The organism is Promicromonospora sp. NPDC057488 (assembly GCF_042802395.1).
Lineage (GTDB): Bacteria > Actinomycetota > Actinomycetes > Actinomycetales > Cellulomonadaceae > Promicromonospora.
In genome coordinates this window covers 1-7809 of record NZ_JBHVEG010000239.1, presented here as the reverse complement: position 1 = coordinate 7809, position 7809 = coordinate 1, and the positions used below count along the sequence as shown (strand labels likewise).

Here is a 7809-nt window from a genome sequence, read left to right as displayed (position 1 = left end):
CCCGGGGTGTCAGCCGACGCGGATGAACGTCGGGTTGGACTGCCAGATGCTGGTGTACCGGACGCTCTTGCCCGGGACCGGCGCCTCGATCTGCATGCCGTCACCGGCGTAGATCGCGATGTGCCCGGGCGACCAGATCATGTCGCCCGGCTGCGCCTCGGACCACGGCACCACGGTGCCGGCGTACCGCTGCTCCGACGACGTGCGCGGCAGGTCGATGCCGACCTGCCCGTACACGTACGACGTGAAGCCCGAGCAGTCGAACCCCGCCGGGGTGCTGCCGCCCCACACGTAGGGCACCCCGAGGTAGCGCATCGCGACGGAGACGACGGCGGAGCCCGCCGCGGACGCCGGGATGTCGACCGCCGCGGCCTCTTCCGCCGCCGCGGCCGCTGCTTCGGCGGCCTCCTCGGCGGCCTCGGCCTCGGCCTCCGCGGCGAGCTGCGCCTGGTACTCCTCGTTGTCCGCGGCGGAGACCACGGACACCGCCGCGCTCTCGACCTTCAGCTCGGCGTCGGTGGCGACGGTCACCACGGGGGCGGCGGCGACCGACGCCTTGGCCTGGGTGGCCAGGGCGTCCAGGGCCGCCGCGTCGAGCGCGCCCTGGACGGGGCTGCCGGCCAGCTCGGCGTTGACCGCCGCCGGGGCGGGCGCGGCCTGGGCCGGCGGGGCGATCAGCGACAGCAGCACACCGCCGCCGGCGGCCGCGACCACCGCGCCGCGGCCGGTCAGCGCGCTGACCTGCTCGGTCGCGGACCTGGCGACGTCGGACAGGAGGGGGCGGCGTACCGCCCGGTGCCGGCCGCGAGCACGCGGGGTGGTGGCCGGCTGGTTCTGGGGATCCATCAAGGCTCAGGACCTTTCGTTCGGAGGTGGACCACGCGCGCGACCCGGGTGCGGGCGCGCGAGAGACGCCCGGCACCGTGCGGTGCCGGAGCGTGGTGGTGGTCTACGTCCGGGAGATCCCCAGGGCGTGCAACGACGGCGGGACCGGGGTGGCCACGCCGTCCGCGGTGCGGTGGTCCGGGTAGGCCGCGGCGGGCGCCGTGCGCTGCACGGTGCGCTCGGGCAGCACGGCCGAGACGACGGGGGAGGGCAGCAGCGGGTCGCACTGCGCCGACGTCGAGTGGTGGTCGCCGCAGCCGTGCGACTCGTCGCCCAGCGGCGCGGAGCTCGTCCCGGGGACGGCGGTCGCCGCGGCGGCCGCGACCTCAGTGGTGATCGCGACCTCGCCGTGCCCGTGGCCGGCGTCGTTCCGCTCGAGGTGGACGCTGCACAGCACGTGCACGCTGACCAGCGCGAGCGCGACGAACATGACCGACAGCACGCTCACCGGACCGCGCCGGGTACCGGCGAGGAGGGAGCGGAGGCGGCGGGCAGGGCTCATGGCGCGACAACACTAACCGACCCGGCCGGTGGCTTGGATCACGGCGTGGCCAGGTGGTTCGTCTACGATCAGCCCCGACATGACCACCTCGGCCCGGCCCCGGACGAGCGCGACCGTGCTCCGGTACGTGCTCGTCGTCCTGCTGCTCGCGCTGGCGGGGCTCCTGGCCGTGCCGGGCGCCGACCCGACGGCCGCGGCCGCCTCGGGCGTGGTCGCGGCCGGGCAGCACGTGACCGATCCGGTCGCCGACCGCGTCGTCGCGACGGCCGGGCAGCACACCGACCACGGGACGCCGCACGGCGCGGAGGCGCTCGGCCTGCTGTGCCTGTGCGCCCTGCTGGTGACCGGGATCGTGCTGGCCGGACGCGGCGTGACGACCTACCGGGTCGCCCTCCGGGCCGTAGCGACGGTCCGGGGCCGCTGGCTGGGCACCCGCTCGTACCCGCACATCGCGGGGCCCGATCCGGTGTTCCTGGGGATCAGCCGCACGTAGGAGCACTCCGCAAACGGACGCCGCCGTCCGCTTGCGGAAGTGAAGACTTCCCGAACGGACGCCCCCGTCCGTTCGCGGACTCCCGTGCCCATGCCCGCTGCCCCCTGTTGACGCGCCGTGGCCCACCCGTGCCCGGCGCGGCCCGTGACCCCCGAGGAAGACCCATGACCACCAAGCGCCCGACCACCCGCCCGGCCGCCGCCAAGACCCCGTCCGCCAAGCCCCCGGCCGCAAAGGGCCCCTCCGCGAAGAAGCCGCCCGCCGGCCGCCGCCTCACGTCGCGCCGGCTCCTCCAGCTCGTCCTGCTCGCCGGGGTGCTCGGCCTCGTCGTCCTCCTGGTCGTGTTCATCCTGACCTCCCGCCCCGAGACGCCGGCCGGGGACGCCCAGGTGGTGCGCGAGGACAGCCACGTGCTGAACCAGGCGCCGGACGAGAAGGCGGTCCTGGTCGAGTTCCTCGACTTCGAGTGCGAGGTGTGCCGGGCCTACTACCCGACCGTCGAGGAGCTGCGGCAGGAGCACGGCGACGACCTCACGCTCGTGCTGCGCTACTTCCCGATCCCGGGACACACCAACTCCACCAACGCGGCCGTCGCGGTCGAGGCCGCCGCGGCGCAGGGGCAGCTCGAGCCGATGTACCAGCGCATGTACGAGACGCAGGCCGAGTGGGGCGAGGCCCAGGAGTCGCGCGCGGACGTGTTCCGCGGTTTCGCGCAGGAGCTCGGCCTCGACATGGCCGCGTTCGACGCCGCCGTCGCCGACCCCGCGACCACCGAGCGGGTGCGGCGCGACTTCGACGAGGGCCGGGCGCTGGGCGTGAGCGGGACGCCCACGTTCTTCCTCGACGGCGAGAAGGTGGAGACCCAGAGCCCCGCCGACCTGGTCGACGCCGTCCGGGGCGCGCTCGGCGACTGAGTCAGATCCAGCCGCGCTCCTGCGCGACGAGCACGGCCTGCTGCCGGGTCTCGACCGCGAGCTTGCCCAGCACGGTGGAGACGTGGTTGCGCACGGTGCCCGGGGCGAGCGAGAGGGTGCGCGCGATCTGGCGCGTCGTCTCGCCGTTCCGGCCCGCGCGCAGCACGTCCAGCTCGCGGTCGGTCAGTGGCGAGCGCTCGTCGCTCAGCGCGTCGGCGGCCACCTCGGGGTCGACGTACCGCCCGCCGGCCGCCACCCGGCGGATCACGGCCGCGACCTCGTCGGCGCCGCGCGACTTGGGCAGGAACCCGGCGGCGCCCGAGGCCAGCGCCCGCCGCAGGACGCCGGGCCGGGCGTGGCGGGTGACGATCACGCAGCGGGTGGCCAGCGTGCGGTTCAGGCGCTCGGCGACCTCCACGCCGTCGAGGTGCGGCATCTCGAGGTCCAGCAGGCACACGTCCGGCTTGAGGCGCACGGCCTCGGCGACGGCCTCGGCGCCGTCGGCGCACTCGGCGACGACCTCGATGTCCGGTTCCAGGCGCAGCAGCGCGGCCAGGGCCGACCGGATCATCCCCTCGTCGTCGGCCAGCAGCACTCGAATCATCCGGCGTTCTCTCCTTCGCTGGGAACGGTGACGGTCACGGTGAACGAGCCGTCCTCGCGCCGTACGTCCAGCTGACCGCCCACCTCGGCGGCCCGGCGTGCGATGCCCTCCAGGCCCGCGCCGCCGGAGGACCCGGCTGGTTCGTCGACGGCGTCGTCCGCGACGTCGTTGGTGATCTCGTACCGCCACGACCCGTTCGACCGCGACAGGTCCAGGCGGGCCCACCGGCCGCCGCCGTGGCGCAGCACGTTCGTCGTCGTCTCCCGGATCACCGGACCGAGGGCGGACGCCGGCGCGTGCGGCGAGGCCGGGTCCACCGTGGCCTCGGCGGCCGTGCCCGCGGCCCGCAGCAGGTCCACCGCGTTCGCGATCTCGTCGCGCAGCGGCACGGAGCGGAAGCGCGTGGCGAGGTCGCGCGTGCCCTGGCGCGCGTCGCCGACGCTGGCGCGCGCCGCGCGCAGCTGCTCCATGCCGGCGGCCGGGTCCTGCGGCATGAGCCGCTCGGCGAGCTCGAGCTGGAGCGCGATCACCTGGAGGTGGTGCCCCTGCAGGTCGTGCACGTCGGTCGCGACGCGCAGCCGCTCCTGGGTCGCGGCGAGCCGTGCCTCCGAGGCGCGGGCCTTGTCCAGCGTGACCAGCACGTCCCACCACCACAGCGACGAGACGGTCGTGATCGGCAGGATCGTGGACAGGAACGCGAGCTGGAACGCGCTCGGGGCGCCGCCCGCCCTCAGCGAGAGGTTCCCGTCGACCACCCACAGCAGGACGAGCACGGCGGTAGCGGCCACCACCACCCGCAGGCGCACCCCGGACTGCCAGTTCAGGAGGATCAGCGCCTGGAGCACGGGCAGCACGAGCACCACCCACATCCCGGTGGCGTAGCCGGCGCCGAGGCCGTACACCACGCCGACCAGCAGCGGCGGAAGGTGCCGGCGGGGGACCAGCAGCGGCGCGTCCTCGGCCCGGTGCCGGTAGCCGGCCAGGGGCAGGAGCGTCGTCAGCCACCACAGCAGCCCGCCGACCGCGACGGCGATCGTCGTGAGCGCGTCGCGGTCGTCCTCGACCAGGACGACGACCGTCAGGAGCACGGCGATCAGCTCGAACGAGACGATCCCGAGGGCCATGTACCACCAGGTCGCGCTGACGCTCCGGGTCAGGCGCAGGGTGCTCCGGGGGTCGACCGCCGCCGGTGCGGGGCCCGCATCAACGGGTCGGCTGCTCATCCGCCCAGGTTACGGGCATGACACATGTCATGGCCGGGGTGTGCGCAGCGCCCGGAAGGCGGTGACAGGCGGACACTTCTGCGCCGCGCGCCCGGCGGGTGGACTAGGGACATCAACGCGAGACCCACCCCGAGACCCACCCCAAGGAGCACACCATGAACCTCGTCGAGACCCTCCAGAACCTGCTCGGGCAGGTGCCCGAGCTCCTCCAGCCGCTGATCGTCGCGCTCGCCGGCGCCATCCCCTTCGTCGAGGGCGAGGGCGGTGCCGCGATCGGCATCCTCGGCGGCCTCCCGCCGGTCGTCGCCGCGATCGCCGCCATGGTCGGCAACTTCCTGACCGTCGCCGTGCTCGTCCTGCTCAGCGCCGGCGCCCGCACCGCCGTGGTGACCCGCCACCGGGAGAAGGTCCTGGCCCGGGACGGCGTGCTGGTCGGCGGTTCCCAGGCCGGCACCCGCGTCGAGCAGACCGACGACCGCGGCTCGGCGCGCCGCGCCAAGTTCCAGCGCGCCTACGAGCGCTACGGCGTGCCGGGCGTGAGCCTGCTCGGCCCCCTGCTGCTGCCCACGCACTTCACGGCCACCATGCTCGCCGCCTCCGGCGTCGGCAAGGCCCGGATCCTCGTCTGGCAGGCCATCGCGATCTTCGCCTGGACCACGCTCACCGCGCTCATCATCAGCGGTGTCCTCCAGGCCGTCGTCTGACGCGTCAGCACCCCACGCAGCGCGACCCCACCCGCGAAGAAGGAGAGGACTGCCATGACCACGCGACCGAGCTGGCTGCTGGACCCGGGCGAACCGAGGAACGCCCCGTCGGTACCGCAGGGCGTCGAGTACCACCGCGTGCTCGCGGGCGACCAGCGCCGCATCGGGCGGGGCATCCTCGCGATCGTCCTGCTCGCGGCCGGGTTCGTCCTCTTCCCGACGGTCATCGGCTGGGGCCTGGCGACCGTCGACGTGCGGTTCGGCAACACCCCGCCGATCATCGGCGGGACCGACTACACGCCGCTCTACCACGCCGGGTCCATGATCTCCCTGGGCCTGCTCATCCCGTGGAGCATGCTCATCCAGCGCTGGCTCTACGGCGTGCCCGGCGCCTCCCTGCACTCCGTGACCTCGCGGTTCCGGTTCGACCTGTTCGGCAGGTCGCTCGTCGCGCTCGCCCCCGCCTGGCTCGTCGTCATCACGCTCGGGTTCCTCGCGCCGGTCGCCGAGGTCCCGTGGTCGCAGACCGACCTCGTCGCCATGTTCCTCGCCACGCTCCTGCTCACCCCGTTGCAGGCCGCCGGCGAGGAGTACGGCGTGCGCGGCCTGATCTTCCGCGTCGTCGGCGGCTGGACCCGCCGGCCCCGGGCCGGCCTCGTCGCCGGGACCGTGGTCACCGCCGTGCTGTTCACGCTCGCCCACGGCTCGACCGACCCGTACATCATCGTCTGGTACCTCGTGCTGTTCAGCGGGCTGGCGATCATCACGTGGCGCACCGGCGGCCTGGAGATCGCGGTGCTGCTGCACGCCGTGCTCAACACGGCCTCCCTGGTCATGGCGCCCTACCTGCGGATCGACCTCGGCGGAGCGCTCACGGACCGCTCGGCCGGCGTCGGCTCGCCCTACCAGCTCGTCCCGGCGCTCGCCGTCGTCGTGATCACCGCGATCGTCTGGTGGGCCACCCGCCGGACCGGGCCCGCGCTGACCCCGGTCAATACCCGCACGCCGGCCCGCGAGCCCGCCTACGATCAGGCGACATGACCGACACCTCCCTGGAACTGAAGCTGGAACCAGCAGCCGACACCCTGCGCGCGTGGGCCCTCGACGAGGACCTCAAGCGCACGGTCCTCGCCAACCCGGCGCTCGCGGCGGCCGCCGGGCGCATCGCCCGGCGCTACACCGCCGGCGAGACCGTCGACCAGGCGATCGACGCCGCCCGGGCCGGGACGCGGCGGGGGCACACGGCGAGCATCGACTACGTCGGCGAGAGCATCCGCGACGCCGCGACCGCGCGGCGGGAGACCGACGTGTTCCTGCGGCTGATCGAGGCGGTGCGCGCGGCGGACGTGCCGGCCACGATCTCGTTCGACCTCTCGCACGTGGGCTCGCTCGTGGACCGGGATCTCGGGCTCGCCCATGCGCGCGAGCTGGCCGCCGCGACCGCCGACCTGGGCACGGCCCTGGTGATCTCCGCCGAGGGGTCCGACCGGACCGACCTCGTGCTCGACCTCCACGAGGCGCTCTCGGCGGAGTTCGACCACGTCGGCATCACGCTGCAGGCCCGCCTGCACCGCACGCCGCAGGACCTGCGCCGGGTGCTGCGGCACCCGGGGCCGGTACGGCTCGTCAAGGGCGCCTTCCTCGAACCGGAGTCGGTCGCCTACCGCCGGGACAGCGCCGAGCTCACCAGCGCCTACCTCGCCCAGACCGCCGAGCTCCTGGACGCGCGGCACCCGGTCTTCCTCGCCACGCACGACGACGAGCTGGTCCGGACGCTGCGCGAGCGGCACGGGGCGGCGCTGACGGAGCCGGGCGTCGAGTTCGAGATGCTGCTCGGGCTCGGCACGGAGCTGCTCGACCAGCTGCACGGCGAGGGGTTCAACACCAGGGAGTACCTGATCTTCGGCGACGAGTGGTGGCTCTACGTCCTGAACCGCATCGCCGAGGACCCCACGCGGGTCATCACCGCGCTCGCCGATCTCCGCCCCGCTCCGGGAGTCTGACGGCACTTTCGTTGCGGGTATTGCTCATGCGACCTAATTTCAGTTCAACCGAACAGAAAGGGACCGGTTCCATGACCCAGTACTTCCTCACGATGCCGCACGACACGGCCGACGAGCCGACGATGGAGTCCATGCAGGAGATGGACCCGGCCGAGCTGGAGGCGATGATCGCCGCCGTCGACGGCTTCAACACCGCCCTGAACGAGTCCGGCTCGTTCGTCACCGCAGGCGGGCTCCAGCCGCCGTCCACGGCGATCACCGTCGACGCCACGGGCGGCGAGGTGAAGCGCGTCGCCGCGCCGTTCGTCGATGCCACCGAGTACGTCGGCGGGTTCTGGATCATCGACGTCGCCGACGAGGAGACGGCGCTCGGCTGGGCCGAGCGCGCCTCGGCGGCGCTGCAGTCCCGCATCGAGGTGCGCGCGCTGCAGGAGGCGCCGGCGTGACCTCGCTGGTCAGGGCGCCGGTGCCACCTCTCGGT

At 74.0% G+C, this 7809-nt stretch carries 10 protein-coding genes; 6 read left to right on the top strand and 4 right to left on the bottom strand.

The features are described 5' to 3' along the window. Nucleotides 1-9 precede the first annotated feature (9 nt). Nucleotides 10-846 carry a C40 family peptidase gene (locus ACFU5G_RS27860; protein ID WP_377252000.1) on the bottom strand — a complete coding sequence of 279 codons (837 nt, stop codon included), beginning with the start codon at nucleotides 844-846 and terminating at the stop codon, nucleotides 10-12. A gap of 103 nt (nucleotides 847-949) precedes the next feature. Beyond that, complete coding sequence (locus tag ACFU5G_RS27855) at nucleotides 950-1387, bottom strand: hypothetical protein (RefSeq protein WP_377251998.1); 438 nt, start codon at nucleotides 1385-1387, stop codon at nucleotides 950-952. 79 nt (nucleotides 1388-1466) lie between these two features. On the opposite strand from ACFU5G_RS27855, the gene ACFU5G_RS27850 reads away from it, so the two are divergent. Together ACFU5G_RS27850 and ACFU5G_RS27845 are read left to right on the top strand one after the other, a co-directional pair. Then, nucleotides 1467-1880 (top strand): hypothetical protein, encoded by a 414-nt coding sequence (locus ACFU5G_RS27850; RefSeq protein ID WP_377251996.1) that lies wholly within the window; start codon nucleotides 1467-1469, stop codon nucleotides 1878-1880. Nucleotides 1881-2044: 164 nt separating this feature from the next. Further along, nucleotides 2045-2794, top strand: a complete 750-nt coding sequence (locus ACFU5G_RS27845) for a thioredoxin domain-containing protein (protein ID WP_377251994.1) — start codon at nucleotides 2045-2047, stop codon at nucleotides 2792-2794. Between the two features lies 1 nt (nucleotide 2795). Here the strand turns inward: ACFU5G_RS27845 and ACFU5G_RS27840 are convergent, their stop codons facing one another. After that, on the bottom strand, nucleotides 2796-3398 hold the full coding sequence (locus ACFU5G_RS27840) for a response regulator (RefSeq protein ID WP_377251992.1): 603 nt from the start codon (nucleotides 3396-3398) through the stop codon (nucleotides 2796-2798). Then, nucleotides 3395-4621: a sensor histidine kinase gene (locus ACFU5G_RS27835; protein WP_377251990.1), complete on the bottom strand. Its 1227-nt coding sequence runs from the start codon at nucleotides 4619-4621 to the stop codon at nucleotides 3395-3397. Before ACFU5G_RS27835 ends, ACFU5G_RS27840 begins: the two co-directional genes overlap by 4 nt. A 155-nt stretch (nucleotides 4622-4776) precedes the next feature. On the opposite strand from ACFU5G_RS27835, the gene ACFU5G_RS27830 reads away from it, so the two are divergent. The 4 genes from ACFU5G_RS27830 to ACFU5G_RS27815 all read left to right on the top strand — a co-directional run bounded on the left by ACFU5G_RS27830 (nucleotide 4777) and on the right by ACFU5G_RS27815 (nucleotide 7774). Continuing rightward, the gene (locus tag ACFU5G_RS27830; RefSeq protein ID WP_377251988.1) at nucleotides 4777-5325 is read left to right on the top strand and encodes a small multidrug efflux protein; all 549 of its coding nucleotides are present in this window, start codon (nucleotides 4777-4779) and stop codon (nucleotides 5323-5325) included. A 54-nt stretch (nucleotides 5326-5379) separates the two neighbouring features. Continuing rightward, a complete protein-coding gene (locus ACFU5G_RS27825) occupies nucleotides 5380-6366 on the top strand; it encodes a CPBP family intramembrane glutamic endopeptidase (RefSeq protein ID WP_377251986.1) in 987 nt (328 codons plus the stop codon). Next, nucleotides 6363-7328 (top strand): proline dehydrogenase family protein, encoded by a 966-nt coding sequence (locus ACFU5G_RS27820; RefSeq protein WP_377251984.1) that lies wholly within the window; start codon nucleotides 6363-6365, stop codon nucleotides 7326-7328. Before ACFU5G_RS27825 ends, ACFU5G_RS27820 begins: the two co-directional genes overlap by 4 nt. 71 nt (nucleotides 7329-7399) lie before the next feature. Next, complete coding sequence (locus ACFU5G_RS27815) at nucleotides 7400-7774, top strand: YciI family protein (protein ID WP_377251982.1); 375 nt, start codon at nucleotides 7400-7402, stop codon at nucleotides 7772-7774. Nucleotides 7775-7809 lie beyond the last annotated feature (35 nt).